Here is a 25,173-nt window from a genome sequence, read left to right as displayed (position 1 = left end):
ACCCGGAGACCCGGAGGTTAACGGCAACTGTTTCTGCTTGTGCGGAGGACTGTCATTGCTGTAAGTTACTCACCAGTAACTTACGCGAAGGAGTGGCATGTCCAAGGCAGCAATCGACCTCGAGAACCTCCCGCACGCCGACGGCGACTTCTATGGCTTTGAGCAATTGCTCACGGGCAAGGAACAAGACCGGCTGGCTGAAATCCGGGCTTTCCTTGCCCGTGAGGTCAAGCCGATTGCTATCGATTGCTGGAACCGTGGCGAGTTCCCTATGGGCCTGATCCCCAAGCTGGCCGAGATTGACCTGGTCAGCCCGGTAAGGCGGCAAGGCTATTCCAACCTTTTCGCTGGCCTGGTCCATGCAGAGGCAACCCGCGCCGATGCCTCAATCGCCACGTTCATGGGCGTTCACGATGGCTTGTTCACTGGTTCCATCGAGGCGTTGGCATCTCAAGAGCAACAGGACGCCTGGCTGCCGGACATTTACTCCCTCAGGAAAATCGGCGCCTTCGGACTGACCGAGCCCTTAGGCGGCTCGGACGTTGCAGGCGGCACCCGGACCACTGCGCGCCGCGACGGCGGCAACTGGATCCTCAACGGTGCCAAGCGCTGGATCGGCAACGCCACCTTCTCGGATTGGGTTGTGGTCTTCGCCCGCGACCTCGGCGACAACCAGGTCAAGGGCTTCCTGGTAGACACAAGCCTCCCCGGATTCAAGGCGAGCAAGATCGAGAACAAGATCTCGCTGCGATCCGTCCAGAATGCCGATATCTCCCTCGAGAACGTGGTGGTCCCGGACTTCTTCAAACTGGCCAATGCCAACAGCTTCAGGGACGCCAACAAGGTCCTCAAAGTCACGCGGCTTTCGGTCGCGTGGCAGGCTGTGGGCCAGCAGCTTGCGGCGTTCGACGTTGCCCGCCGCTACGCGGTTGAACGGATGCAGTTCGGGAGGCCCCTGGCATCGTTCCAATTGGTGCAGCAACAACTCGTGCAGATCCTGGGCAACACAGTCAGCTCCATGGGCATGATGGTCCGACTCGCTCAGCTTGAGGATGCCGGTGTGGCCAAGGACGAGCAATCCGCGCTGGCGAAAGCCTTCACCACGGCACGCATGCGCGAAAGCGTTGCACTGGGCCGGGGCATCCTGGGCGGCAACGGCATTGTCACGGACTACGAGATGGCCAAGATCTTCGCCGACGCCGAGGCCATCTACTCCTACGAAGGCACCCACGAAATCAACACCCTTGTGACGGGGCGGGCCATCACGGGGATTTCGGCCATCGTCTAGAGGCAGCAACACGGACGGGCGGAGATCCGTGACGAAGGCAAGCGGGTTGACGTAGCCCTCCCCATGCCGCACGCCCCAGTGGAGGCAGGCTGATCCCGCGCAGTGGCCGATTCTCACCACGCCGATGGCTTGGCCCTTGCTCACCGTGGCCCCCTCTGTGAGTTCGCTATCCACGGGCTCAAAGCTGCTCCGTAGCCCGCTCCGGTGGTCGATGGCGATCACCGGACGGTCCACCACGACACCCACGAAGCTCACGGTGCCGTCCGCGGGTGCGGCGACCGTGACGCCGTCGTCCGCTGCTTGTAAATCCACGCCGCGGTGCCCGCTCAACCACGGCTTGTCCGGAGGGTCGAAGCCGCGCACGACAGCGGGCTTGGGGGAGAGCGGCCACACCCAGCCCGGGCGGGTGCCCGGCGGGATGGTCGCGCCCGGCGGGCCCGATGCAACGGCAGGCGCCGCGCCCAGGGCGGCGAGCAAAAAAATGTATGCCGGAAGATGTGCAGTTCTCATGGAGCAAGCCTTCGCGGGCGCCGCAGGGTCCGAAAGCGGCCAGTTCGGCTATGTGGAAAACGGTCCGGGAAATATGCCGAAGGACAGAGGCTGAACCCGGGGCCTTTGCGGTCATAAGGCTGAAGGCGCTGTAGTACACTTGGTGGAGCAGTTTGCTGTGCCCTCAAGCTTGTTCAGAAGCGCTTCTCATTCAGTTGCGCGGGGGTCCCAGGCTGACTACGCGTATCCAACCCTCCAACTGCGAATCCTCGTGGATTCAGTGCTGCGGAGGATTGTGCCTCTTGCGGTCCGGCGAGTCATTGGCCGGATGAGAAGTGCAATGGATGCCAGGAGCCAAGGCCCGTTCGGGTCCGGCTAACTAACCGTCAACTATTGGCAGGGTAAGAGCGGCCCGTGTGGCTCTCTCATGAATGACCTGCCGGAAGGAGCGTCGGCATGCCCGTCGTAACTATGCGCCAGCTGCTTGACAGCGGCGTCCACTTTGGACACCAGACCCGTCGTTGGAACCCGAAGATGAAGCGATTTATCTTCACGGAGCGCAACGGCATCTACATCATTGACCTTCAGCAGTCGCTGTCCTACATCGACCGCGCTTTCGAGTTCGTCAAGGCTACGGTCGCCCACGGCGGCACCGTCCTGTTCGTCGGCACCAAGAAGCAGGCCCAGGAAGCAATTGCTGAGCAGGCTACCCGTGTTGGCCAGCCGTACGTCAACCAGCGTTGGTTGGGCGGTATGCTCACCAACTTCCAGACCGTTGCCAAGCGCATCCAGCGCATGAAGGAACTCGAAGAGATCAACTTCGAGGACGTCGCAGGCTCGGGTTACACCAAGAAGGAGCTCCTGCTCCTGAAGCGTGAACTCACCAAGCTGGAAACCAACCTCGGTGGTATCCGCAACCTGACCAAGGCTCCTTCCGTTCTGTGGGTTGTCGACACGAAGAAGGAACACCTGGCTGTTGACGAAGCCAAGAAGCTGAACATCCCGGTTGTTGCCATCCTGGACACCAACTGCGACCCCGACGAAGTTGACTTCCCGATCCCGGGTAACGACGACGCCATCCGCTCCGTAAACCTGCTGACCCGCGTGGTTGCCGACGCCGTTGCTGAGGGCCTCATCGCCCGTAACCAGCGCGCAACCGGTGCCGCAGAGGCCCCGGAAGAGCCGCTGGCTGAGTGGGAGCGCGAGCTCCTCGAAGGCAGCAAGGCCGAAGCCGCTGAAGCTACGGCCGCCGAAGCTGTCGAAGCTCCGGCTGCGGAAGCTGTCGAAGCCCCGGCCGCCGAGGCCACCGAAGCTGCTGCTGGCGAAGCCGAAGCAGACAAGTAAATCCGGACCTTTCCCGCACCAATTTCGGTGCGGGGAGCTACTGACAGGATGGCGGCCCACCAGGTGGGCTGCCGTCCTGTCAGTCCGTAAACACATAAATTTCTAGACAGAGGGGTTCACATGGCGAACTACACTGCTGCTGACATCAAGGCCCTGCGCGAGCGCACCGGCGCCGGCATGATGGACGTCAAGAAGGCTCTTGACGAGGCCAACGGCGACGCCGAGAAGGCCATCGAGATCATCCGCATCAAGGGCCTCAAGGGCGCTACCAAGCGTGAAGGCCGCTCCACCGCCGAAGGCCTGGTTGCAGCCAAGGTCACCGACGGCGTGGGCGTAATGATCGAGGTCAACTGCGAGACCGACTTCGTCGCCAAGGCTGACAAGTTCATCCAGCTGGCCGACAAGGTCCTGGCCGTCGCCGTCGAGTCCGGCGCTGCCGACCTCGAGACCCTGCTTGCCATCGACGTCGACGGCAAGCCCCTTTCCGAGGTTGTCGTCGAAGAAGGCGCCGTCCTCGGCGAAAAGGTTGTTGTCCGCCGCATCGCCCGCATTGAAGGCGGCACGGTCGACGCTTACCTGCACAAGACCTCGAAGGACCTCCCGGCCCAGGTCGGCGTCCTGTTCGCCGTTGAGGGCGAGGGCGACGCCGCTGCTACCGCAGCCCACGACGTCGCTGTCCACGTTGCAGCCATGGCCCCGAACTACCTGAGCCGCGAAGACGTCCCGGCCGAACTGGTCGAGTCCGAGCGCCGCATCGCCGAAGAGACCGCCAAGGCCGAAGGCAAGCCGGAAGCCGCTCTCACCAAGATCGTCGAAGGCCGCGTGACGGGCTTCTACAAGGGCGAAGTTCTCTTGGACCAGGCATTCGCCAAGGACTCCAAGAAGACCGTTGCACAGGTCCTCGAAGAGGCCGGCGTCAAGGCAACCGCAGTTGCCCGTTTCCGCGTCGGAAACTAGTTAGACATACAAAAGGGGTGGTCACTTCGGTGGCCGCCCCTTTTGCATGCAACCGCAGGCCCGCACGGAGTGCGTCTACTGCCGGCAGCTTTCTGCCCGGCCCCCCAGCAAGATAATCTAGCCAGAGTCCACAAACGGGAAGGCACCATGGAAACCGAGAACACTGCAATCCATCCGGAGAAGACCCGTCGTCGTGTACTGCTGAAGCTGTCCGGCGAGGTCATCGGCGGCGGAAAGCTCGGTGTTGACCCGGAAACCGTCCGCGCCATCGCCAAGCAAATCGCCGCAGCTGTTTCCGAGGTCGAGGTGGCAATCGTCGTCGGCGGCGGTAACTTCTTCCGCGGCGCCGAACTGTCCCAGAGCGGCATGGACCGCTCACGCGCCGACTACATGGGAATGCTCGGCACTGTCATGAACTGCCTGGCCTTGCAGGATTTCCTGGAACAGGCGGGCGTCGAGACCCGCGTTCAGAGCGCCATCACCATGGGACAGGTAGCCGAGGCCTACATTCCGCGCCGTGCTATCCGCCACATGGAGAAGGGCCGCGTCGTCATCTTCGGTGCGGGCGCAGGCCTTCCGTACTTCTCCACAGACACCGTGGCGGCCCAGCGTGCACTCGAAGTGCATGCCGACGTCGTCCTCATGGCGAAGAGCGGCGTGGACGGCGTGTACACCGCGGATCCCAAGAAAGATCCCACCGCTGAGAAGCTCGAAAAGCTCAGCTACGACGAGGCCCTGCGCCGTGACATCCGCGTCATGGACCAGACCGCCATGACCATGTGCAAGGACAACAATTTGTCCATGGTTGTCTTTGGCATGGAAGGCGAAGGGAACGTTACCCGGGCCATTCTCGGCGAAAAGCTGGGCACCCTGGTCACCCCCTAGCAAGGGCTAGGATATTTCTAGGACTCTTCCGCCCGCAGGGGCGGAAATTTATTGTGCATTGCGGCCCGCGGACCGGGGCGCGACTATTTCTGAGGAGAAACCGTGATCGAAGAAACCTTGCTCGAAGCCGGGGAAAAGATGGACAAGGCGGTCGAGGTAGCCAAGGAGGATTTCGCGTCGATCCGTACCGGTCGTGCGAACCCCGGACTCTACAACAAGGTGATCGTGGAATACTACGGCACCCCCACACCGCTGCAGCAGCTGGCTTCCTTCGCTATTCCGGACGCCAGGACCATCCTGATCACGCCCTTTGACAAGACCTCGATGCGCGACATCGAGAGGGCCCTGAGCGACTCCGAGGTCGGCGCGAATCCGTCCAATGACGGCAACGTCATCCGGATCACCATCCCGGAGCTCACCCAGGAACGCCGCAAGGAATACGTCAAGATCGTCAAGGGCAAGGGTGAGGACGCAAAGGTCAGCATCCGAAGCATCCGGCGCAAGGCCAAGGACTCGCTGGACAAGCTCGTCAAGGACGGCGAAGCCGGAGAAGACGAAGGCGCCCGTGGCGAAAAGGAACTCGACGCCATCACCAAGGCACACGTCGATGGTATCGACGAGCTGCTCAAGCGCAAGGAAGCCGAGCTGCTCGAGGTCTGATGAGCGAGGCTGAGCCGGCGCCCGCGCACGGAATTCCCACACGCGCCAGACGCCAACGAGGCAACCCAACGCCCAAGGCCGGCCGGAATCTTCCGGCCGCCATCGGCGTCGGGCTCGCCATGCTCTTTGCCGTTCTCGGCGGGCTGCTGTTCCTGCCGCTGGGGTTTGTTCTCCTGACCACCGCGTTTGCGGTCCTCGGCGTGTGGGAAATTTTCCGTGCGCTCGAAGCCCAGGGCACCAGGATGCCGATCATCCCCGTGTTGACCGGTACCGTGGCGATGCCGCTGGCGGCTTACTTCGGTGGCACCGAAAGCCTGCTTTTCGCGATGGTGCTTAGCAGCACGGCCGTCCTGCTCTGGCGTTCCCTTGAAAGCGCTGCCGGAGCTCCGCGCAGCGTCTTCTCCGGAATCTTCACGCTTGCCTGGGTGCCTTTCCTGATCAGCTTTGCCATCCTGCCTCTCCATACAGGCGGGGGAGCGACGACGGCGGGTCCCTGGCCCGCAGGGCAGGTTCCGGCGGGTGCCTGGCAGATTGCGGTGATGTTGCTGCTGGTCGTGTCCAACGATACTTTCGGATACCTCGTCGGGGCGCTGCTCGGAAAGCATCCGATGGCTCCCAAGATCAGCCCCAAAAAGACCTGGGAAGGGTTCGCTGGCTCGGTGGCAGGTGCCATGGTCATCGGTATCCTCGCCAGCATCTTCGTCCTGGGCAGGCCGTGGTGGGTCGGCGTGGTGCTTGCGGTCGGCATGGTGGCCGCCGCTACCGCCGGTGACCTCGCGGAATCCATGGTCAAACGGGAACTTGGCGTCAAAGACATGAGCAGCATCCTGCCCGGTCACGGCGGGGTCATGGACCGCCTTGACTCGATCGTCTTCGCGGCTCCGGCAGCATATATTCTTTTCGCGCTGTTGAGCGGCGCCTGACAACCACCCAGAAGGAAAGCAGTGGCAGTGGACATTCGTCGCCAGATCCCCGCAGCATTTGAGCGCGTGGCGCACAGCAAGTATGGCTACAACGCAAGGCAAGTGGACCAGTTTTTCCAGCGCGCCCGGTTGTCGTTTGAAAACCGGGCCGAGGCATCGGAGAAAATCGGCAGCAGCGATGTCCGCGCGGTTTCGTTTGATCCTGTCAAAGGCGGCTACGACGCCAACGCTGTGGACGCCGCATTGGACCGCCTCGAAGATGCCTTCGCCCGGCGTGAACGCGACGAGCTAATTGCGGCCGAAGGCGAGGAAGCCTGGTTGCTGAAGATCGGCAAACTCTCCGGAGTGTTGCGCGGCCGTTTGCACCGGCCTGATGGCGAACGATTCCGCCGGCCGGACAAGAAGCGTGCGCGCAGCTACAACATCGCCGAGGTCGATGCGTTGTGCGTCTCCCTGATTGGTTACCTGGAGAACGACAAACCGCTGAGCGTCGACAACGTCCGCCGAGCCGCTTTCTCCGAGGCCCGCGGGCGCGACGGCTACGAAGAGGCGCAGGTTGATGCCTTCCTCGACCGGGTTGTCGAACTCATGGCGGCGATCGACTAGCGGAGCTGGCGTTCCGTGGCCACCGGTCGTTCCGGGACATGAAGCCTGGTCATCAGCCGGGTCACGGTCCCGGGGACCCGGTGTTTCGTGGCCCGCGAGACCAGCACCATCACGGCAAAGGCGGCCGGCACCGTCCAAGCCGCAGGCTGGGCAATCCATCCGGGTGCAGCAGAACCGATGATCGTGCTTGATACCAGCGCACCCCCGCAGAGGACGGCTCCCGTCAGCATGCCGGCAATCGCGCCTGCGTCGCTCAGGCCGCGCCACCAAATGCCCAGCACCAGGACCGGACAAATGGTGGAAGCGGTGAAAGCGAACACCAGACCGACACTGCCGGCCAAGGCCATGGAATCCGTCGTGAATGCAAAAGCCAGGGGGACGGCGGCGGCCAGGAGGGCGGCCACCCGGAATCCGCGCACGCTCCCGCCAAGATGGTCCTGGCTGATGACGCCGGCCAGCGAAACCACCAATCCCGACGTCGTCGACAGGAAGGCCGCAAACGCACCGGCAACGACCAATGCCGACAGCAGATCGCCGGGCACTCCACCCAGCAGCTTTCCAGGCAGCAGCAGGACCAGGGCGTCGGGCCGTCCGCTGCGTGCAAGCCCAGGTGCGAAGACCCGCCCCAGCAGGCCGGACGCCGTCGGGAACAAATAGAAGACCGACAACAGGCCCAGCACGATAAGGGTGGTCCGCCGGGCCGACTGGCCGTCCGGGTTGGTGTAGAAGCGGACAAGGACGTGGGGGAGTCCCAGTGTTCCGAAAAGCAGCGCCACCAGGAGCGAGACAGTCTGGTAAAGCCCTGCTGCGGGGAGGCCAGTGGGATTGCTGGATGCCTCTGCCAGGACCGGTGAGCCGCCGCCCGCCTGGTTCAGCAGCAGGAACACGGCAGGCACGGCCAAAGCCGTTAGCTTGAGCCAGTATTGGAAAGCCTGGACGAAGGTGATGGAACGCATCCCGCCAGCCACTACCGTCACACAGACCACCGCGACGACGGCGATGGAGCCTACCCAAGAAGGCAATCCCGTGCTGATCCGGATGGTGAGCCCCGCGCCCTGAAGCTGCGGCACGATGTAGAGCCATCCGACAGCAACCACGACAAGGCTCGTGACCCGGCGGACGGCTTTCGACTCGAGCCTGGCCTCCGTGAAGTCCGGAATCGTGTAGGCACCCGATCGGCGCAAGGGGGCGGCCACGAACAGCAACAGCATCAGGTAGCCAGCCGTGTAGCCCACGGGGAACCACAGAGCGTCCGTTCCGGTCAACAGGATCAGCCCCGCGACGCCCAGGAAACTCGCTGCCGACAGGTATTCGCCGCCGATCGCCGAGGCATTCCACCACGGGCGGACAGTGCGGGATGCCACGTAAAAGTCGCCCGTGGTGCGCGAAATGCGCAGACCGTAGAAGCCGATCGCCGCCGTCGCGAGCGCCACACCCAGAAAAGCGGCGAGCCCGACGGCGGGATTCACTTCTCCTCCACAAGATCGCGATAGCGGGCTTCGTTCCTTGCCGCGGAGCGGTTGTACAGCCATGCGCTCAGGCCGATCACCGGATAAAGCGCCGCTCCGAGGATGACCCAATTTACCGGGATGCCCAGAATCCGCATTTGCGCGAGCTGAGGCACCAGCGCCACCATGGAGCCGTAAGCGGCAAGCACCAGCAGGAATCCGGAAGCCACAACCAAAGCCAGGCGTAGCTGCGAACGGATGAGTGACCGGACGAAGACCTGCCCGACGTCCGAGTCCTCGGCAGCTTCGCGCGAATGGTATGGACGATTCGGGGCTATCCGGGCAGCCGGCTGCGGGGCCGTGACCCTGACGCGGGTCATCCTTGTGGCCGGATCCGGGTGGCCTCGAGCTTGTCCCGTACGGCCGGAAGGTGCCTGCGGCTGATCGGCAGTTCGGCTCCGGCCACCGTGACACTTGGCCGTGCCGCGGCGAGTTTCATGTGCCCCACGTGGTTGAGGGACATGAGATAGGAACGGTGGATGCGGATGAATCCGGCTCCCGCCCACTGCTGTTCGAGGTCGCTCAGGGGTACCCGGATCAGGTAGCTCGCCTCCGCTGTGTGCAGCCGCGCGTAGTCTCCCTGGGCCTGGACGTAGCTGACGTCGTCCCTCCGGATCATCCGTGTTGTTCCGCCTTGGTCAACAGTGATCATCTCGGGCACTTTGCTGCCGTCCTTGATGAGCTCGCTGATGCGGCTGATGGACCGCGCCAGGCGTTCGGCACGCACCGGTTTGAGCAGGTAGTCGACGGCGGCCAGTTCGAACGCCTCGAGCGCACAGTCTTCGTCGGCGGTGACGAAGACGACGGCGGGAGGGCGGGGGCTGCGCGAGATGGCACGGGCGATGTCCAAGCCGGAAAGCGCGGGCATGTGGATGTCCAGGAACACAGCGTCAACGGATTCCGTTTCGAGGGCGCTGAGGGCCTCGGCGCCCGAGGCTGCGCGGTGGATGGCACCGATACGCTCGTCCCGACCCAGCAGGAAGGCGAGCTCTTCAACGGCGGGGAGCTCGTCGTCGGCGACGAGTACGTTGATCATGGTTATAGATTAGCGTCAGGCATCATGGCTCGGCTGCGACTTTGGCACCCGGATGGTGATCAAGGTGCCCTCGCCCGGTGCGGTCTCGATCACGAGGCCGTGTTCATCCCCGTAGACCTGCCGCAGGCGGGCATCGACATTTCGCAGTCCAACATGGTCCCCGTCGGCGTGCCCCGCGAGGACCGACCGCAGGTGTTCCGGATCAATGCCCACGCCGTCGTCCTCGATGGTGACCTCCGCGAAGGCCCCGGAGTCGTTGGCGCAGATCGTGATGTGCCCCGGTCCCTCCTTCGCTTCAAGCCCATGGCGCACGGCGTTTTCCACGAGCGGCTGCAGGCTCAGGAAAGGAATTACCGTGCTCAGGACTTCGGGCGCGATCCTGAGGCTCACTTGAACCCGCTCTCCGAAGCGTGCCTTCTCCAAAAGCAAGTAGCGGTCGATGCTCCGAAGTTCCTCCGCCAAGGTGGTGAAATCGCCGTGGCGGCGGAAGGAATACCGGGTGAAATCCGCGAATTCGACCACCAGCTCCCTCGCCCGGGCGGGGTCGGTGTTGATGAACGAGGCAATGGCGTTGAGGGAGTTGTAGATGAAGTGTGGGCTGATTTGTGCGCGCAGGGCCCGGACTTCAGCCTCCATGAGCAAGGTGCGGGAAGCGTCGAGTTCGGCCAATTCCACTTGCACGGCAACCCAGTCGGCCAGCTCGCTTGTCGCCCGGACCAAACCGGCACCGGTTTGCGGGGCGAAAGCCGCAACGGCTCCCACCACGCGGTTTCCGGCCCTGATCGGCGCGACGACGGCGTTCAGTGCGTGCGAAGCCGGGACAACCACGGTCCGTCCGTCGGAGAGAACGCCCGAGGCGAGCTCCATCAGGACGGCTTTGAGTTCTTCTGCTGCGCCGTCCCATGCCAGGACGGACTCGGTATCCGTGATCGCCAGGGCGTCGCAGCCAAGCAGGGAACGCAATTGCTTGCTCGCCTTGGCCGCTCCCGCCGCGTGGAGCCCGGTGCGTAGGTGCTGTCCCGCGCGCGACGCTGCGTGCAGGGTCTGGTAAGTGGCCCTCTCGGCGTCGGTTCCCAGCTCGCGGAAGGAACGGATCACCTTGAGGCCGACCCCCACGACGACCGCCACGGCGAGCACGATGACCGCAATGGCGGCGGCGGTGACGAGCGGGAAATCCGGCATGGAGCAAGACTAGCGAACCCGCCGTTCGGCGCAGCAACGTGTCCACTGGGCGACGCCTATGCCGGCGAATCTGGAAGTGGCGCAGCTGTCCGGCGGATAGTGATTCCAGTCACATCGACTCGGAGCGCGTGGTCGATGTAGACACCCACAACAGGAGGAAGCCATGGGTAACGAGGCCCAGACACCGGATGCAGCGGCGTCCGTGGATTTCCAGGAAGTCCAGCAAACGGGGCAGTTTCAGGAGCTCCGCAAGCGCCACCGTAGTTTTGTCTTTCCAATGGCCATCGCATTCCTGCTTTGGTACTTCGCATATGTCCTGCTGGCCGACTACGCGGTGGGCTTCATGTCCACCAAGCTGTGGGGCAACATCAACGTCGGCCTGGTCCTGGGCCTGCTGCAGTTCGTCTCAACTTTCGGGATTACGGCCTGGTACGTTCACTACTCCAACAGGAAACTGGACCCGATCGCCGCGGAAATCCGGAATGAGATCGAGGGCCATGAGTTCGACAAGGGCAGCACCGTGAGAGGGGCGGCAAAATGAGCGCCATGGTCCCGATGGTCAACGTCGCCGCTCTTAAGGACACCACGCTGTTGAACGTGGGCATCTTCGCCCTGTTCGTCCTGGTCACCATGGTGATCGTTTTCCGGGCCAGCCGGAACAACAAAACGGCTGCTGACTACTATGCCGCCGGGCGGTCGTTCACCGGTTCGCAGAACGGCACGGCCATCGCCGGAGACTACCTCTCCGCGGCTTCCTTCCTCGGGATCACCGGGGCAATCGCCGTCAACGGCTACGACGGCTTCCTGTACTCCATCGGGTTCCTCGTCGCATGGCTTGTCGCGTTGCTGCTTGTCGCCGAACTGCTGCGCAATACGGGCAAATTCACTATGGCCGACGTGCTTTCTTTCCGGCTGCGCCAGCGCCCGGTGCGGATCGCCGCGGCCCTCTCCACTTTGGCCGTCTGCTTCTTCTACCTGCTGGCGCAGATGGCCGGCGCCGGAAGCCTCATCTCCCTGCTCCTGGGCATCAGCGACTGGGGCGGACAAGCCTTGGTGATCGTCGTCGTCGGCGCCCTCATGATCATGTATGTGCTGATCGGAGGAATGAAGGGCACCACCTGGGTCCAGATCATCAAAGCCGTGCTGCTTATCTGCGGTGCGGCAGTCATGACACTCTGGGTGCTGTCCATCTACGGCTTCAACCTGTCGAACTTGTTGGGTGCTGCCGCAGACTCAGCCAAGAACCCCAACGTGCTGAACCCCGGCTTGCAGTACGGCAAGACCGAGACCTCCAAGCTGGACTTCCTGTCCCTTGGCTTGGCACTCGTCCTCGGCACGGCCGCCCTGCCACACGTGCTGATGCGCTTCTACACGGTGCCCACGGCGAAGGAAGCCCGCAAATCGGTGGTCTGGTCCATCTGGCTGATCGGGTTGTTCTACCTGTTCACCCTGGTCCTCGGCTACGGCGCGGCAGCCCTGGTCGGAGCCGACACCATCAAGTCGGCCCCCGGCGGGGTGAACTCCGCTGCACCGCTCCTCGCCTTCCACCTGGGCGGGCCGTTGCTGCTGGGCTTCATCTCGGCCGTCGCGTTCGCAACCATCCTTGCGGTGGTGGCCGGCTTGACCATCACGGCAGCGGCGTCGTTCGCACATGATATCTATGCGAACGTCATTTCCAAGGGCAAGGCCGACGCCGGGACCGAGGTCAAGGTGGCCCGGCGCACTGTGGTGGTCATCGGGGTCCTTGCGATCCTTGGCGGTATTTTCGCCAATGGCCAGAACGTAGCCTTCCTCGTGGCGCTCGCCTTCGCAGTGGCAGCGTCAGCGAATTTGCCGACCATTCTCTACTCCCTGTTCTGGAAGAAGTTCACCACCCAGGGTGCTACCTGGAGCATGTACGGCGGACTGTCGGCGGCAATCATCCTCATTGCCTTGTCGCCCGTTGTTTCCGGTGCCAAGACGTCAATGATCCCGGGCGCCAACTTCGCCGTCTTCCCGTTGAGCAACCCGGGAATCGTGTCCATTCCGCTCGCTTTCCTGCTTGGCTGGCTCGGAACCGTGGTGGACAAGCGGCGCGAAGACACGGCGAAGCAGGCCGAGATGGAAGTCCGTTCCCTGACCGGCGTAGGAGCCGAGAAGGCGGTGAACCACTAGGAGTACTGGTCTGACACAGCGATCCCTCCCGCATCCAGTGCGGGAGGGATCGCTGTTGCCGCTTGGCTGGGAGGTCTTAGTGGTTATGGCCGCCCGGCAGCGAGTGCTCTCCATGCGGGACGGCGTGCGCTCCGGCCACCGAGGCGGCGAGCCCCGGCGTCGTAATTGCTGCGACGACGACGGCGGCGGCGAAGGCAGCGCCCAAAAGCGCACCGGTCCGCGGGGGACCCGAGGGGGCTCCGCCGTCGTCGCGGTACCTGCGGGCGAGCCAGGCAGAGGATCCCAGGGCCATCAGGACCAGGAAGAGAGCCGCCAGGTGCCCGCCGTCGAGCACTCTTTGGGCCATGCCGGCACCCAGGAATCCAAGGTGGACCAGTACGGCCGCGAGGAGGGCTATGGTTGTTGGCTTACGGAACCGGAGCCGCCCCCGTTGGAGGCTGGCAATCGAGCTGGCCAGCAGCGCCAGGCCCCAGGCCGCGAAGACGCCGCCCGCCCACATAAGGTTTCCCCGGCCCGAAAGGTAGCTCGATGCGATGGAAAGCTCCACGAGGCCGGCCCCCATTCCCGCGAAACACGAAAACAGGGTGAGGGAGGCCCCGGCGGTGGGTCCAACGGACGTCGCTGCTTGAGCTGACACGGACGGCTCCTTCCGGTTTCGAGGTCTTCTAGACGTGGGCCCTGGCGGTGGTGGCCGGAACCTTGTCCTGCGAGAGACCTATGCCGAGGAGCACCACTGCGCTGGCCAGGTGCAGGACGTTGTCGGCGCCGTTAAGGGCGATGATGTTCAGGGCGGAGCCCACGAGGAACAGTCCGAGGATGCCGACAAGCAAGTAGACGGCGCCGACGGTGGTGTTGACGGTCTTGGACAACACCGTGCTGTTCATGCCCGAATAGAGCAGGGCGGCGCCGATGGCGAGGTGGATGATGTTGTGCAGGGGGTTTACCGCAAAGATGATCAGATTGGCACCCTCGGTGGCGAAGAATCCAATTCCCGAGGTAACGAAGAATCCAACGACACCCACGAGCAGGTAGACGGCTCCAAAGATGGTGGCGATCAGGCGGTTGGGCGAAGTGCGCATGGTCCAAACCTTCCGGTATGGCCGGTTTTGTCTCCGGCCTGTGGTTGAAACCCCGGACGGGGCTCTCAACCAGATATTCGGACCACCACGGGCTATGGATGGGTGGGCTGGGACGAATTTTTTCGACGATGTCCGGGCTCAGCCGGCACGGAGCGCCTTCTTCGTATTCCGGTTCAACAACGGCTGCACCCGGAAGGGAATCAATTCGCCCATGGACATGGCCGTGTCCGTCCGTTCCACTCCGTCACACGCAAGGATCTTGCCGTTGATCCGGAACAAATCCTCGGCGTCGAGCGCCACTACCCGCAGCAGGAGGTCGGCTGAACCGGTCAGGCCGTATCCCTCCAGGATTTCCGGGATTTCGGCGAGGTCCAAGGCAAGCTGCCCAAGCTTTTGCTGCTGCACATGCACCGAGATGAATGCCATGAGGGGGTAGCCGAGGGCGGCAGGGTTGATGCGCCGTTCGAAGGAGAGAAACGCATGCTTCTTCTCCAGCTGGGCCATCCGCGCCTGGACCGTATTCCGCGATAGTCCCAGCTTCTGCGCCAGGGCGACAACCGTGCCGCGGGGGTCCTTCGCCATGGCTGAAAGCAGGCGCGTGTCGGTGCCATCTAAAGCTTGCATAATGCGCAACGTTAGCACGGTGCGGGCCGCCCAGATAGGGCAGAATGCGCAGAATTTTCAACGGTGGTTGTACCCAATGAGCATTGTGAGTAGGGTCACAATTAATCCAGGCGACGACGCCCGGATGCTGGCCCGCGAGTGGATCACAAGTCCCTCCAAGGGCCTGCGAGCACGAGCTGAAAGGTGCGATCAACTGTGTTGACGGACGAACCCGGCCAGGACGCCTACAAGGCTTCGAATCCCGGAATCAGTGCAGCAAGCCCGCGTCGGACCGGCGGGGATCTGGTCCAACTGATTTCCCCGGAAGGGGAACGCATCAGCCACCCGGAGTTTGATCTCTGGGTCAGCGATGTCACGGACGAGCAACTGTGCTCGCTGTACGAGGACATGATGGTCATCCGCCGCATAGACGCCGAGGCCACCGCCTTGCAGCGTCAGGGCGAGCTGGCCTTGTGGCCGCCGCTGCTAGGTCAGGAAGCATCGCAGATCGGTTCGGGCCGGGCCCTCCGGGACGACGACTTTGTCTTCCCGAGCTACCGTGACAACGGCGTTGCCTACTGCCGCGGTGTGGAACCAACGGACTTGGTCCGGGCCTGGCGCGGCAACGCTTCGTCCGGTTGGGACCCGTACCGCCACAACATTGCCACCCAGCAGATCATCATCGGTTCGCAATCGCTGCACGCAACCGGCTACGCCATGGGCATCCAGCACGACGGAGCAGACTCGGTCGCGGTTGCCTACTTCGGCGACGGCGCCACGAGCGAAGGCGATGTCAACGAGGCGATGGTCTTTGCGGCGAGCTTCCAGGTGCCCGTGGTCTTCATCTGCCAGAACAACCACTGGGCCATCTCCGAACCCGTCCGGATTCAGTCCCACATCCAGATCGCCGACCGTGCTTCCGGCTTCGGAATCCCCAGCATGCGGGTCGACGGGAACGACGTCCTCGCGGTTTTGGCCGTTACGCGCATTGCGCTGGACCGGGCCCGCAAGGGCGGCGGGCCTACGTTCATCGAAGCGGTGACCTACCGCATGGGCCCGCACACGACGGCGGATGATCCCACCCGTTACCGCGACGCCAACGAGCTTGAGGACTGGGCGGCCAAGGACCCGGTAACCCGGCTGAAGGCGCTGCTGCGTACCAAGGGCCTCCTGACGGAAGAGGTCGAAGCCAAGACCCAGGCCAAAGCGGACGAGGTGGCGAGGAGCCTGCGGGCAGGAGTCATCAACATGCCCGATCCCGCGCCGCTTGACCTCTTCAAGCACGTATATAGCACCCCCAACTCCTGGATTGAACGCCAGAAGGACCACTACTCCCGCTATCTGGAAAGCTTCAGCGGATCAACCCCGGAAGGTGCACTCTGATGAGCAAGCTGACGTTCGCCCGCGCCATCAACGCCGGCCTGCGCAAGTCCCTCGAAAACGATCCCAAAGTTGTGCTCATGGGTGAGGACATCGGAGCGCTCGGTGGCGTCTTCCGGGTCACCGACGGCCTCCAGAAAGACTTCGGCAAACACCGGGTGGTTGACACCCCTTTGGCCGAATCCGCGATTATCGGTACCGCCGTCGGATTGGCCTACCGCGGCTACCGTCCAGTCTGCGAGATTCAATTCGATGGCTTCATCTACCCGGCATTCGACCAGATCGTCAGCCAGGTAGCCAAGATGCACTACCGGACACAGGGCCGCGTCAAGATGCCCATCACCATCCGGGTTCCCTTCGGCGGCGGAATCGGTTCACCCGAGCACCACTCCGAGTCCCCGGAAGCGTACTTCACCCACACCTCGGGCCTCCGCGTCATCAGCGTGTCCAATCCGCAGGATGCCTACACCATGATCCAGCAGGCCATCGCCTCGGACGATCCGGTGCTGTACTTCGAGCCCAAGCGCCGCTACCACGACAAGGGTGAAGTGGATGAGACCGCAGATCTTTCCACGGCGCTGTCCATGGAGAAGGCCAGGGTGGTCACACCAGGCAGCGACGTCACCCTGGTGACGTACGGCCCGCTCGTGAAAACCGCGAACGACGCGGCCATCGCGGCCGCCGACGAAGGAGTCTCCGTGGAGGTTATCGACCTGCGCTCGCTGGCCCCGATCGACTTCCCGGCAGTGGAGGCGTCCGTCCGCAAGACCGGCAGGCTTGTCATCACCCATGAGGCTGCGCAGTCCGGCGGGCTCGGCGCCGAAATCGCCGCCAGCATCACCGAGCGCTGCTTCAACTACCTTGAATCGGCGCCGGTCCGGATCACGGGATTCGACATCCCGTACCCGTATTCAAAGCTCGAGATGCACCACTTACCGGATCTGGACAGGATTCTTGACGGCGTGGACCGGGCACTCGGCCGCGGCAACTCCCTGAGCGGGCTGGAAGGATGAGCGCCACCATGATCAAGGAATTCAGGCTGCCCGACCTCGGCGAGGGACTTACTGAGTCGGAAATTCTCAGCTGGAAGGTTGCGGTGGGGGACACCGTGGCCTTGAACCAGGTCATTGCCGAGGTCGAGACGGCCAAGGCCGTGGTTGAGTTGCCATCGCCGTTCGCCGGAACTGTGGCCGCCTTGCATGAACAGGCCGGTTCGGTTGTCGAGGTCGGCAAGCCGATCGTCTCCTTTGAAGTCGACGACGCCGGAGCCCCACCTTCCGCTGTTGCCGGTTCCAGTGAGGTCGCCTCCACCGAAAGCCCGGCGGAGTCAGCGGCAAAACGCGAGCCGAACCTCGTAGGCTATGGCGCCGTCGTCGAAAAATCCGGACGCCCGGCGCGACGCCAGCGGATGTTTGACGGGGGCGCCGCCGAACGCGAGCCCGTCCGGGAGCCCATTCCCGCCGTCGAACCCGCTCGCACTGTCGAAACCATCGCACCCCTCGTTGTTCCAAACGGGCCGGCGGCGGAACAAGAGCGACCACGGTCCACCCCTCCGGTCCGCAAGTTGGCAAGGGATCTCGGAATTGACCTCGCGCTGGTCACCGGAACCGGGCCGGCAGGCTTGATCACCCGTTCGGATGTCCAAGACTTCGCGGCCGGGTCCCAGTCGCAGCTCGCCGTGCCCGAGCTCGCCCCGGCCGCCGCATCCGCCGTCGGGGTTTCCGCCGAACGCGAGACGCACACGCCTATCAAGGGAGTCCGCAAGTTCACGGCCGCTGCCATGGTGCAAAGTGCCTTCACTGCACCGCATGTGACGGAGTTCCTGACCGTTGACGTCACGCCCACCATGGAACTGCTGACGCGGCTCAAGGCCAGTCGCGAGTTTGCCGGGTACAAGCTCACGCCGTTGACCATCGCGGCGAAGGCAGTGTTGATTGCCCTGCGCAGGAACCCGACCCTGAACTCCCGCTGGGACGAGGGCGCACAGGAGATCGTGCAGTTCAATTACGTGAACCTTGGTATCGCCGCCGCCACGCCGCGGGGACTGACCGTTCCCAACATCAAAGACGCGGACAAGATGACGCTCCTGGAACTGTCCACGGCTTTGTCCGAGCTCACGGACACGGCACGTTCAGGCAAGACCTCGCCGGCAGATCTGACGGGCGGGACCATTTCCATCACGAACATCGGCGTGTTCGGGATCGACGCCGGAACTCCCATCTTGAACCCGGGCGAGGCTGCCATCGTGGCCCTGGGATCGGTGCGCAAAGCTCCGTGGGTGCACAACGACGAACTCGCGGTGCGCCAGGTGATGTCACTGAGCCTGTCCTTCGACCACCGGCTGGTGGACGGCGAACAAGGCTCGAAATTCCTGGCCGATTTGGGCGCGATCCTGTCCGACCCTGCAACCGTCATGACGATGATCTAGCCGCCCAACTGACTCGCAGTTGTTGTCGTTTTGAAGGCTCATAACGACAACAACTGCGAGTCAGTTGGGTCTTCGCGGCAGCAGGCTAGTTAGCGCACCGTCAGAGCGGCCAGTGCCATGCGTTCGAGGATCGGCCGGGCGCTTTTCACGGCCATGCGTCGTCCGTGGTGCCGGACCGAGTGGGGAGTCGAGTTGATGAGGCCGAAGGCTGCGTGGGCGCGGACCCGTAGCTCGGCAGGATCCGTGTCGGGATGCAGTTCGCCGAGCACTCCCACCCACAGTTCCACGTAGTTGCGCTGCAGGGTGCGGACTTCGGCCTGGTCGGAGTCGCTGAGGTTGCTGAAGTCGCGGTCCTGGACCCGGATGACATCGGGATTGCTGAGGGCGAAGTCCACGTGGAACTCCACCAGTCCGCGCAATGCAGCTTCGGCGTCGGGGGCCTCGGACGCCACGGTGCGGCCGCCGTCGAGCAGATTCCGGCTCACACTCAACAGCAGCTCGGCCAGCACGGCCTGCTTTCCCGGGAAATGCCGGTACACCGCCGGGCCGCTGACTCCCGCCGCGGCGCCCAGGTCCTCAAGGGATACTCGGTTGAAACCGTCCGCGGCAAACAACCCGGCTGCGGCGGTCAGGAGGGCCTTGCGCCGTGTTTCCTTGGCTTGGCTTCTTTGGGTCGGGCTGTCTTGCTTGGGGCTCCGCGGGGTTGGGGCGTCCTGTTGGGAGCTCCGCTGGAAGGTGACCACAATTCCTCCTTTTGCACGCGTCCAATTCAACGTCGATGCCGGGACGGGCCCAGTGTCGAGGTGATGGACAACACAGTTAATAGAGACTAACCTAAATTCCAGTTATGCGGTACTAACTGAGATGGCCTTGGGCCGGGATGGACACAGTCGATGGAGACACTCGCCAGCCAGCTGGATACCAGCAGCGATCAGTTCGCGGCCAACGCGGAAGCGCAGCTGTCCCTGGTGCACGAGCTGAAGAAGCGTCTTGCCGTGGCCGCACTCGGTGGCCCGGAGAAGTCGCGTGAGCGGCACATCTCCCGGGGCAAGTTGTTGCCGCGCGAGCGGATCAACTATTTGCTGGACGAGGGAAGCCCGTTCCTGGAGATCGCCCCGCTGGCGGCCAACGGGATGTACAACGATGACTCGCCGGGCGCCGGCGTGATTGCGGGGATCGGCTTGGTCCATGGACGCCAGGTGATGGTGGTTTCCAACGACGCGACGGTCAAGGGCGGCACGTACTACCCGATGACGGTCAAGAAGCACCTCCGGGCCCAGGAAATCGCCTTGGAGAACCGGCTGCCGTGTGTCTACCTGGTGGATTCCGGGGGAGCGTTCCTGCCCAAGCAGGACGAGGTGTTCCCGGACAAGGAGCACTTCGGCCGGATCTTCTTCAACCAGGCGAAGATGTCCGCGGCCAAGATCCCGCAGATCGCTTCGGTCATGGGATCCTGCACGGCCGGTGGCGCCTACGTTCCGGCCATGAGCGATGAGACCGTGATTGTCCGCAACCAGGGCACCATCTTCCTCGGCGGGCCACCCCTCGTGAAGGCCGCCATCGGTGAGATCGTCACGGCCGAGGAACTCGGCGGCGGCGACGTCCACTCAAGGATTTCGGGTGTGACGGACCACCTCGCCGAAAACGATGAGCATGCCCTGCAGATCGTCCGCGACATCGTCTCCACCCTCCCCAAGCCGGCCGCCCCGGCGTGGGACGTGGACACCGCCGTCGAGCCCGTGGTGGACCCGGGCGAGATCTATGGTGCCGTTCCCACGGACGTCAATGCGCAATACGACGTCCGCGAGGTCATCGCCCGGCTGGTGGACGGCTCGAGGTTCCACGAGTTCAAGAAGAACTACGGTTCCACTCTGGTGACCGGGTTCGCGAAGCTGCACGGCCATCCCGTGGGCATCCTGGCCAACAACGGCGTGCTGTTCAGCGAGTCTGCGCTCAAGGGCGCGCACTTCATCGAGCTGTGCGACCAGCGCGGCATCCCGCTGGTCTTCCTGCAGAACCTCTCGGGCTTCATGGTGGGGAAGGACTACGAGCACGGCGGCATCGCCAAGAACGGCGCCAAGATGGTCACCGCCGTGGCCACCGCCCGCGTGCCGAAGCTGACCGTGGTGATCGGCGGTTCCTTCGGTGCCGGAAACTACTCGATGTGCGGCCGGGCCTACTCCCCGCGCTTCCTGTGGATGTGGCCGGCGTCCCGGATTTCGGTCATGGGCGGGAACCAGGCCTCGAGCGTGCTGGCCACCGTCAAACGGGACCAGTACGAGGCCCGGGGCGAGGAATGGTCCGCCGAGGATGAGGAAGCCTTCAAAGCCCCCATCAAGCAGCAGTACGAGGACCAAGGCAGCCCCTATTACTCCACCGCCCGGCTCTGGGACGACGGCATCATCGACCCCGCAGACACCCGGCGCGTCCTGGGCATGGCCCTCGACGTCGTCTCCCGCCAACCCCTGCCGGATACCTCCTTCGGCCTCTTCCGGATGTGACCCCATGACGATCAACTCCTTCGACACCGTCCTTGTCGCCAACCGCGGCGAGATCGCCTGCCGCGTGATCCGCACCCTCAGGGCCATGGGCATCCGTTCGGTGGCGGTCTATTCAGACGCCGACGCCGGTGCCCGCCACGTGCGCGAGGCCGACGCTGCCGTCCGGATCGGCACGGCTGCGGCGGCGGACAGCTACCTGCGGATAGACGCGATCATCGAGGCTTGCCTGCAAAGCGGCGCGCAGGCCGTGCACCCGGGCTACGGATTCCTGGCCGAGAACTTGGAGTTCGCAAAGGCCCTGGATGCGGCCGGTATCGCGTTCATCGGCCCCGGCATTGACGCCATCGAGGTCATGGGCGACAAGATCCGGTCCAAGAACCACGTCATGTCCTACGGAGTCCCCTGCGTTCCGGGCATTGCCGAACCCGGGTTGAGCGACGAGGCCCTGATCGAGGCGGCGCCCGGCGTCGGCTTCCCGTTGCTCATCAAACCTTCGGCCGGGGGCGGCGGCAAGGGCATGCACATCGTGGAGCGGCCCGAGGATATGGCGGCCACCTTGCTGACGGCCCGCCGCGTGGCGGCGAGCGCCTTCGGGGATGACACCCTGTTCCTGGAGCGGCTCATCCAGTCGCCCCGGCACATCGAGGTCCAGGTCCTCGCCGACAACCACGGCAACGTCATCCACCTCGGCGAGCGCGAATGCTCGCTCCAGCGCCGCCACCAGAAAGTCATCGAGGAAGCACCGTCGCCCTTGCTGGAGTCCCTGGCGAATGGGGCAGAGGTCCGGGCGCGGATCGGCGAGGCCGCCTGCCAGGCTGCCCGGAGCGTCAAGTACAGCGGTGCGGGTACGGTCGAGTTCCTGGTCTCGGACCAGGACCCGGAGCACTTCTTCTTCATGGAGATGAACACCCGCCTCCAGGTGGAGCACCCTGTCACGGAAATGGTGACGGGCGTCGATCTTGTCGAATGGCAAGTGCGCATCGCCGCAGGTGAGGTCCTCACGGTGGCGCAGTCCGACGTCGTGCTTGACGGCCACGCGGTGGAGGCGCGCGTCTACGCGGAGGCACCCGAACGCGGTTTCATGCCATCCATCGGCGAGATCGTGGCGCTCCGGGAACGGGCAGGCAGCGATCCACACGTCCGCGTCGACTCCGCGATGCTTCCCGGACTGTCCGTCACCGGCGACTACGATCCCATGCTCGCAAAGATCATTGCTTGGGGCCCGGACCGCAAAGCGGCGCTGGACACCCTTGACCACGCACTGGGGGACTACACGCTGCTCGGCGTGCACACCAACGTTGAGTACCTGCGGCTCCTGATCAACGACGACGACGTCCGCGCGGGCCGCCTCGACACCGGCCTGATCGAGCGCAAGCTGGAAGGGATGGAATTCCGTCAAGTGACCGACGTCGAGCTGATCGCCGCCGCGTTGCTGAACCGGTCGGAATTGCTGAACCGGTCAGAATTGCTGAACCGGACAGAGCTGCTCAGCCGCGAGGCTCTAGTTGCGATCGGTGCGGCGGCACCGTGGAACACCGCCGATGGCTGGCGTGTCGGCGCCCCCGCGCCGTGGAAGACCAGCATCGGACGTCCCGACGGCGGCCTGGCCACCGTGGGGCTGACCGTGAACGGGCCGGGCTTCACGGCGCGCGTGGATAGCGGCGTCGAGCACTCTGCCGCCCTGCGGCCGGGGTCCGCCGGGCATGCGGTAATGGTGCTCGACGGCGTCGAGCACCATTACGCGCACGGCTCACCATCTCCGGGGCGTGAGGCACGCGAACTTTGGCTGGGCAGCGACGGCTGGTCCTGCCGGCTGGAGATCCTGGACCGCGAGGCCCGGCTCCTACGCATCCTCGCGGGCATCCAGCGCGAAGAAGGCGCCGTGGATCCCGAAGTCCGGTCTCCCATGCCGGGAACCGTCGTGTCCGTTTCGGTACACAACGGCGACCAGGTGGAAGCAGGCCAGGTCCTCCTTGCCGTGGAGGCAATGAAGATGGAACACCAGTTGGTGGCCTCCGTGTCCGGCACCGTGCACCTCACCAGCAAGACCGGGGACCTCGTCAAGGCTGACCAAGTCCTCGCCACCATCCACGTGGTGGCGGAACCCACCCCTGAAGTCACAGCGGAACCGGCCCCTGAAGTTACAGCAGAAAACCAGAAAGACGAGGAAGTCTAGCCATGGCAAGTTTTGAACTCACCGAGGAATACCAGGACCTGAGCGACTCCGTCCGGGAATTCGCCGACGAGGTGGTGGCCCCGGTGTCCACCAAGCACGACGAGGAACACAGCTTCCCGTACGAGGTGGTCAAGCAGATGGGTGAGATGGGCCTGTTCGGCCTGCCTTTCCCTGAAGAGTTCGGCGGCATGGGCGGGGACTACTTCGCGCTCGCCCTCGCGCTGGAACAGCTGGGCAGGGTTGACCAGTCGGTGGCGATTACCCTCGAAGCGGGCGTCTCGCTCGGCGCCATGCCGGTGTACCGCTTCGGCACCCAGGAGCAGAAGGAACATTGGCTGCCCCAGCTGACCTCGGCCGAAGCGCTCGCAGGCTTCGGACTGACCGAGCCGGAAGCCGGCTCGGACGCCGGAGGCACCAAAACGAACGCGCACCTTGAGGACGGCCGCTGGGTCATCAACGGCAACAAGGAATTCATCACCAACTCCGGGACCGACATCACCCGGCTCGTCACCGTTACTGCCGTCACGGGGCAGCACGAACGCAAGGACGGGAGCATCAAGAAGGAAATCTCCACCATCCTGGTTCCCACCGACACTCCCGGTTTCACCGCGGAAAAGGCCTACAACAAGGTGGGCTGGAACGCTTCCGACACCCACCCGCTGACGCTGAACAACGTCCGGGTGCCCGAAGAGAACATGCTCGGCGTCCGGGGCCGGGGTTACGCCAACTTCCTGTCGATCCTGGACGAAGGCCGCATCGCCATCGCCGCACTCGCCACGGGTGCGGCGCAGGGCTGCGTTGACTTGTCCGTGAAATACGCCAAGGAACGCATGGCCTTCGGACAGAACATCGGGAAGTACCAGGCCATCCAGTTCAAGATCGCCCGCATGCAGGCACGGGCCCACACTGCGCGACTGGCCTACTACGATGCTGCGGCGAGGATGCTGGCTGGCAAGCCGTTCAAGACCGAAGCGGCCATCGCTAAGATGGTCGCAGGCGAGGCAGCCATGGACAACGCACGGGATGCCACCCAGGTGTTCGGTGGCTATGGCTTCATCAACGAATTCACGGTGGCACGCCACTACCGCGACTCCAAGATCCTGGAAGTCGGGGAGGGCACCACCGAGGTCCAGTTGATGCTCATCGCCCGCGAGCTGGGCCTTTAACCGTCAGGGAAGGTAAACGATGATCGACAAAGTTGTTGCCAGCGCCGCGGAAGCGGTGAAGGACATCCACGACGGCGCCTCTCTCGCCGTCGGCGGGTTCGGCTTGTGCGGTATCCCGGTGGCGCTGATCGATGCGCTCCACGATCAAGGCACCAAGGACCTTGAAACAGTCAGCAACAACTGCGGCGTGGACGACTGGGGCCTCGGCATCCTCCTGAGGGACGGGCGTATCCGCCGGACCATCAGTTCCTATGTGGGTGAGAACAAGGAGTTCGCACGGCAGTACCTTGCGGGTGAACTCGAGGTGGTTCTCACCCCGCAGGGCACCCTGGCCGAGAAACTGCGCGCCGGCGGCGCCGGCATTCCCGCGTTCTTCACGGCGGCCGGCGTCGGGACCCAGGTCTCGGAAGGCGGCCTTCCGCAAAAGTACGACGGCGACGGCAACGTGGCGATCGCGTCCTCACCCAAGGAAGTGCGCACCTTCAACGGCGCGGACTATGTCCTTGAGGAATCCCTGACACCCGATTTCGGACTGGTCCACGCCTGGAAGGGCGACCGTCACGGGAACCTCGTCTTCCATGCGACGGCCATGAACTTCAATCCGCTGTGTGCCATGGCGGCCCGGATCACCATCGCCGAGGTCGAAGAGCTTGTGGAACCCGGCGAGCTCGATCCGCAACATATCCACACTCCGGGCATCTTCGTCCAGCGGGTCGTGGTTGCACCGGACATCGAGAAGCGCATCGAAAAGCGGACCGTCGCGTTGACCCCGGCGTCTGCGGGCACAACCGAACAGGCAGGAGCGTAG

24 protein-coding genes and 1 pseudogene are annotated in these 25,173 nt (G+C 63.9%); 16 read left to right on the top strand and 9 right to left on the bottom strand.

Annotation, left to right across the window (positions count from 1 at the left end):
* Window positions 1-97 precede the first annotated feature (97 nt).
* A complete protein-coding gene (locus QRN59_RS18950) occupies window positions 98-1,288 on the top strand; it encodes an acyl-CoA dehydrogenase family protein (RefSeq protein ID WP_284983992.1) in 1,191 nt (396 codons plus the stop codon).
* A 54-nt stretch (window positions 1,289-1,342) separates the two neighbouring features.
* Here QRN59_RS18950 and QRN59_RS18945 read toward each other — a convergent pair.
* Window positions 1,343-1,798: pseudogene (locus tag QRN59_RS18945) on the bottom strand (M23 family metallopeptidase); the annotation flags it as partial.
* A 435-nt stretch (window positions 1,799-2,233) separates the two neighbouring features.
* Here QRN59_RS18945 and rpsB point away from each other — a divergent pair.
* The 6 genes from rpsB (at window position 2,234) to QRN59_RS18915 (ending at window position 7,152) form a co-directional block, all read left to right on the top strand.
* Window positions 2,234-3,121: a 30S ribosomal protein S2 gene (gene rpsB / locus QRN59_RS18940; protein ID WP_284983991.1), complete on the top strand. Its 888-nt coding sequence runs from the start codon at window positions 2,234-2,236 to the stop codon at window positions 3,119-3,121.
* Window positions 3,122-3,241: 120 nt separating this feature from the next.
* Window positions 3,242-4,078, top strand: coding sequence for a translation elongation factor Ts (tsf, locus tag QRN59_RS18935; protein WP_184735951.1), 837 nt, complete (start codon window positions 3,242-3,244; stop codon window positions 4,076-4,078).
* 147 nt (window positions 4,079-4,225) lie between these two features.
* Window positions 4,226-4,963: a UMP kinase gene (gene pyrH / locus QRN59_RS18930; RefSeq protein WP_059387847.1), complete on the top strand. Its 738-nt coding sequence runs from the start codon at window positions 4,226-4,228 to the stop codon at window positions 4,961-4,963.
* 102 nt (window positions 4,964-5,065) lie between these two features.
* Window positions 5,066-5,623 (top strand): ribosome recycling factor, encoded by a 558-nt coding sequence (gene frr / locus QRN59_RS18925; RefSeq protein WP_269994514.1) that lies wholly within the window; start codon window positions 5,066-5,068, stop codon window positions 5,621-5,623.
* A complete protein-coding gene (locus QRN59_RS18920; RefSeq protein WP_284983990.1) occupies window positions 5,623-6,546 on the top strand; it encodes a phosphatidate cytidylyltransferase in 924 nt (307 codons plus the stop codon). The genes frr and QRN59_RS18920 overlap by 1 nt, the downstream gene beginning before the upstream one ends.
* Window positions 6,547-6,567: 21 nt before the next feature.
* Entirely contained in the window at window positions 6,568-7,152 is a 585-nt protein-coding gene (locus QRN59_RS18915) for a DivIVA domain-containing protein (protein ID WP_284983989.1), read from the top strand.
* On the opposite strand, the gene QRN59_RS18910 is transcribed toward QRN59_RS18915, so the two are convergent.
* Genes QRN59_RS18910 through QRN59_RS18895 form a run of 4 tightly spaced genes read right to left on the bottom strand, consistent with a single transcriptional unit; the run spans window position 7,149 to window position 10,878 of the window.
* On the bottom strand, window positions 7,149-8,621 hold the full coding sequence (locus tag QRN59_RS18910) for a sodium/solute symporter (RefSeq protein WP_284983988.1): 1,473 nt from the start codon (window positions 8,619-8,621) through the stop codon (window positions 7,149-7,151). The two genes, QRN59_RS18915 and QRN59_RS18910, sit on opposite strands and share 4 nt — an antisense overlap.
* The gene (locus QRN59_RS18905) at window positions 8,618-8,980 is read right to left on the bottom strand and encodes a hypothetical protein (RefSeq protein ID WP_284983987.1); all 363 of its coding nucleotides are present in this window, start codon (window positions 8,978-8,980) and stop codon (window positions 8,618-8,620) included. The genes QRN59_RS18910 and QRN59_RS18905 overlap by 4 nt, the downstream gene beginning before the upstream one ends.
* Window positions 8,977-9,696, bottom strand: a complete 720-nt coding sequence (locus tag QRN59_RS18900; protein WP_284983986.1) for a LytR/AlgR family response regulator transcription factor — start codon at window positions 9,694-9,696, stop codon at window positions 8,977-8,979. Before QRN59_RS18900 ends, QRN59_RS18905 begins: the two co-directional genes overlap by 4 nt.
* Before the next feature lie 15 nt (window positions 9,697-9,711).
* Complete coding sequence (locus QRN59_RS18895; RefSeq protein WP_284983985.1) at window positions 9,712-10,878, bottom strand: histidine kinase; 1,167 nt, start codon at window positions 10,876-10,878, stop codon at window positions 9,712-9,714.
* 163 nt (window positions 10,879-11,041) lie between these two features.
* Between QRN59_RS18895 and QRN59_RS18890 the strand changes: the two genes are divergently transcribed.
* Both QRN59_RS18890 and QRN59_RS18885 read left to right on the top strand, forming a co-directional pair.
* The gene (locus QRN59_RS18890) at window positions 11,042-11,419 is read left to right on the top strand and encodes a DUF485 domain-containing protein (RefSeq protein ID WP_284983984.1); all 378 of its coding nucleotides are present in this window, start codon (window positions 11,042-11,044) and stop codon (window positions 11,417-11,419) included.
* Entirely contained in the window at window positions 11,416-13,032 is a 1,617-nt protein-coding gene (locus QRN59_RS18885; RefSeq protein ID WP_284983983.1) for a monocarboxylic acid transporter, read from the top strand. The genes QRN59_RS18890 and QRN59_RS18885 overlap by 4 nt, the downstream gene beginning before the upstream one ends.
* A gap of 76 nt (window positions 13,033-13,108) precedes the next feature.
* On the opposite strand, the gene QRN59_RS18880 is transcribed toward QRN59_RS18885, so the two are convergent.
* From QRN59_RS18880 to QRN59_RS18870, 3 genes are all read right to left on the bottom strand, one after another.
* Complete coding sequence (locus QRN59_RS18880; RefSeq protein ID WP_284983982.1) at window positions 13,109-13,669, bottom strand: hypothetical protein; 561 nt, start codon at window positions 13,667-13,669, stop codon at window positions 13,109-13,111.
* Between the two features lie 28 nt (window positions 13,670-13,697).
* Window positions 13,698-14,111, bottom strand: coding sequence for a DUF4383 domain-containing protein (locus QRN59_RS18875; protein WP_078105726.1), 414 nt, complete (start codon window positions 14,109-14,111; stop codon window positions 13,698-13,700).
* A 138-nt stretch (window positions 14,112-14,249) separates the two neighbouring features.
* Window positions 14,250-14,735, bottom strand: a complete 486-nt coding sequence (locus QRN59_RS18870; protein ID WP_284983981.1) for an Lrp/AsnC family transcriptional regulator — start codon at window positions 14,733-14,735, stop codon at window positions 14,250-14,252.
* A gap of 195 nt (window positions 14,736-14,930) precedes the next feature.
* Here QRN59_RS18870 and pdhA point away from each other — a divergent pair, with 195 nt between their 5' ends.
* From pdhA to QRN59_RS18855, 3 genes are read left to right on the top strand one after another with little or no spacing between them, the layout of a single operon-like run.
* A complete protein-coding gene (pdhA, locus tag QRN59_RS18865; protein ID WP_502871086.1) occupies window positions 14,931-16,097 on the top strand; it encodes a pyruvate dehydrogenase (acetyl-transferring) E1 component subunit alpha in 1,167 nt (388 codons plus the stop codon).
* Window positions 16,097-17,107: an alpha-ketoacid dehydrogenase subunit beta gene (locus QRN59_RS18860; protein ID WP_284983980.1), complete on the top strand. Its 1,011-nt coding sequence runs from the start codon at window positions 16,097-16,099 to the stop codon at window positions 17,105-17,107. Before pdhA ends, QRN59_RS18860 begins: the two co-directional genes overlap by 1 nt.
* Window positions 17,104-18,522, top strand: coding sequence for a dihydrolipoamide acetyltransferase family protein (locus QRN59_RS18855; protein ID WP_284983979.1), 1,419 nt, complete (start codon window positions 17,104-17,106; stop codon window positions 18,520-18,522). The genes QRN59_RS18860 and QRN59_RS18855 overlap by 4 nt, the downstream gene beginning before the upstream one ends.
* Before the next feature lie 89 nt (window positions 18,523-18,611).
* Here the strand turns inward: QRN59_RS18855 and QRN59_RS18850 are convergent, their stop codons facing one another.
* Complete coding sequence (locus tag QRN59_RS18850; protein ID WP_284983978.1) at window positions 18,612-19,265, bottom strand: SACE_7040 family transcriptional regulator; 654 nt, start codon at window positions 19,263-19,265, stop codon at window positions 18,612-18,614.
* Between the two features lie 150 nt (window positions 19,266-19,415).
* Between QRN59_RS18850 and QRN59_RS18845 the strand changes: the two genes are divergently transcribed.
* Genes QRN59_RS18845 through QRN59_RS18830 form a run of 4 tightly spaced genes read left to right on the top strand, consistent with a single transcriptional unit; the run spans window position 19,416 to window position 25,173 of the window.
* Window positions 19,416-21,023, top strand: a complete 1,608-nt coding sequence (locus tag QRN59_RS18845; RefSeq protein WP_284983977.1) for a carboxyl transferase domain-containing protein — start codon at window positions 19,416-19,418, stop codon at window positions 21,021-21,023.
* 4 nt (window positions 21,024-21,027) lie between these two features.
* Window positions 21,028-23,199, top strand: coding sequence for an acetyl/propionyl/methylcrotonyl-CoA carboxylase subunit alpha (locus QRN59_RS18840; RefSeq protein ID WP_284983976.1), 2,172 nt, complete (start codon window positions 21,028-21,030; stop codon window positions 23,197-23,199).
* A gap of 2 nt (window positions 23,200-23,201) precedes the next feature.
* A complete protein-coding gene (locus tag QRN59_RS18835; RefSeq protein ID WP_284983975.1) occupies window positions 23,202-24,365 on the top strand; it encodes an acyl-CoA dehydrogenase family protein in 1,164 nt (387 codons plus the stop codon).
* A gap of 19 nt (window positions 24,366-24,384) precedes the next feature.
* A complete protein-coding gene (locus tag QRN59_RS18830) occupies window positions 24,385-25,173 on the top strand; it encodes a CoA transferase subunit A (RefSeq protein WP_284983974.1) in 789 nt (262 codons plus the stop codon).

The sequence above is a fragment of the Arthrobacter sp. efr-133-TYG-118 genome, assembly GCF_030209755.1.
GTDB lineage: Bacteria > Actinomycetota > Actinomycetes > Actinomycetales > Micrococcaceae > Arthrobacter.
This window is presented reverse-complemented; position numbering and strand designations above follow the sequence as displayed.